Below are 1,982 nucleotides of genomic sequence, written 5' to 3' on the forward strand. Positions count from 1 at the left end.
GTGTCGGGGTCGCCCGTGGTGGCGGGGGCCGCGGGGGAACTCCAGCGGTAGCCGGTGCCCATGGGGGGCGAGGCGGCGGCCTCCAGACCGGTGCCGGGTTCCCTGACCGCTTCGAGCACATGGGCGTACAGCTCGGTGCTGATGCCCAGGGTCCAGGCGGCCACCGGGAGGCGCTCCTCCTCGTAGGTGTCCAGGAGTCCGGGTGCGGCCTGCCCCGCGGTCGCGAGGGCGAGTTTCCAGCCCAGGTTGTAGGCGTCCTGGATGCCGGTGTTCATGCCGAGTCCGCCCGCGATCGGGTGCACGTGTGCGGCGTCCCCGGCCAGGAGGACCCGGCCGACGCGCATCCGGTCGACCATGCGGACGTNGAGCCAGGTCGGGTCGGTCAGCGTGATGCCGGGCACGCGCGCGTGCCGGTCGAAGATCCGCTGGAAGCTCTCCAGGGTCGGCGGCAACGGCTCGCCGCTCGCGTCGAGTTCGGGTCCCGCCTGGAACTGGAAGGAGTTCGTGCCGGGCATGGGGCACAGCATCACGCCCCCGTCCGACGTGAACCACTGATGCCAGACGTCCCGGCTGATCCCCTCCGCCGTCACATCGCCGACGACCATCGACTGTGCCTCGTCGGTCGTCCCGTCGAAGCGCACCCCCATCGCCCTGCGCACCCGGCTGCGCCCGCCGTCACAGCCGACGAGATAGTCGGCCCTGACGTGCCCCCCGTCGGCCAGGGTCGCCGTGACACCGTCCGCGTCCTGCTCGAATCCGGTGACCTCCGTGCCGGATTCGACGGTGACGCCGAACTCCGCGAGCCGCTCCCGCAGGACTTCCTCCACCTGCCACTGCCCTATGAGGACCCCTCGCTCGTAGGGCGCGTCCGGTGTGGGGCCGGCGTCCTCCAGGCGGTCGGTGTCGTTCATATGCGCGCCGTCGAAGTACTTGCGGTAGGGCAGCCGTGTCGTCCCGACGGCGAGGACGCGCTCGGTGACGCCGACGTCCTCCAGGACCTCCAGGGTGCGCGGATGCAGGCCCTTGCCCCGGGACTCCCGGTGCGGGACCGCTGCCGCGTCCACGATCCGCACCCCCGCACCGCGCCGGGCCAGCTCGATGGCAAGGGTGAGGCCGGTCGGTCCGGCGCCCACGATCAGGACGTCGTCGTCGCTCATGGCGGTCCTCTCGTCGTCTCGTCGTTGTGTCCCGCTGTGTCCAGGGAACACCGAGCGAAGAGAAAATGCAACCGGGTATCAGAAGATTCTCGGACTCATATAATCTCTGGTGTCATCCCATCCCCAGTCTCATCCGAGTCCGAGTCTCACCTGCCTGGTAAAGTGGTCCGCATGGACGAACCCGCCGGTCTGCGCGAGCGCAAGAAGGAACGCACGCGGAACCTCATCGCGCAGGAAGCCCTGCGCCTGTTCCGCGAGAAGGGCTTCGACGAGGTGTCCGTCGTCGAGGTCGCGGCGGCGGCCGAGGTCTCCAAGGCCACGCTGTTCCGGTACTTCCCGACCAAGGAGGACCTGGTCCTGCACCGCTTCGCCGACCACCTCGGCGAAGCGGCCCGCGTCGTGCGCGAACGCCCGCCCGGCCAGACCCCCACGGCCGCCCTGCGCGCCCACTTCCTGGCCCGCCTCATCGCCCGCGACCCGATCACCGGCCTGAACGACCACCCCGAAGTGCTCGGCTTCATGGATCTGCTCTACGGCACGCCGAGCCTCCGGACCGGCCTGGTCCAGCGCTATCGAAGCCTGGAGATCGACGCGCTCGCCGCAGCCCTCCCCCACTCCGGGTCCTCCACCCCGTTCACCCGTCGCCTGGCCGCGACCCACCTGATCGCCGCACAGCAGGAACTCGCCCTGGAGAACTGGCGGACGATGGCCTCCGGCCGCACCGCCGACGAGGCGTACGACGACGCGGTCGCGGCCGCGCAGGGGGCGTACGGGCAGCTCATGGCGGGCCTGGACGCGGGGTGAGCGGCGGGATGGACAGGGGGG

2 protein-coding genes are annotated in these 1,982 nt (G+C 70.9%); one reads left to right on the forward strand and one right to left on the reverse strand.

Going from position 1 to position 1,982, the window contains the following annotated elements; all coding sequences use genetic code 11:
* Positions 1-1,157 (reverse strand): FAD-dependent monooxygenase (locus JHN63_RS50910; protein WP_200691915.1); only part of this gene is annotated, 1,157 nt, incomplete at its 3' end.
* 171 nt (positions 1,158-1,328) lie between these two features.
* Between JHN63_RS50910 and JHN63_RS50915 the strand changes: the two genes are divergently transcribed.
* Complete coding sequence (locus JHN63_RS50915) at positions 1,329-1,961, forward strand: TetR/AcrR family transcriptional regulator (RefSeq protein ID WP_200691916.1); 633 nt, start codon at positions 1,329-1,331, stop codon at positions 1,959-1,961.
* The last annotated feature ends 21 nt before the right edge of the window (positions 1,962-1,982 follow it).

Source organism: Streptomyces sp. MBT65 (genome assembly GCF_016612545.1).
Lineage (GTDB): Bacteria > Actinomycetota > Actinomycetes > Streptomycetales > Streptomycetaceae > Streptomyces.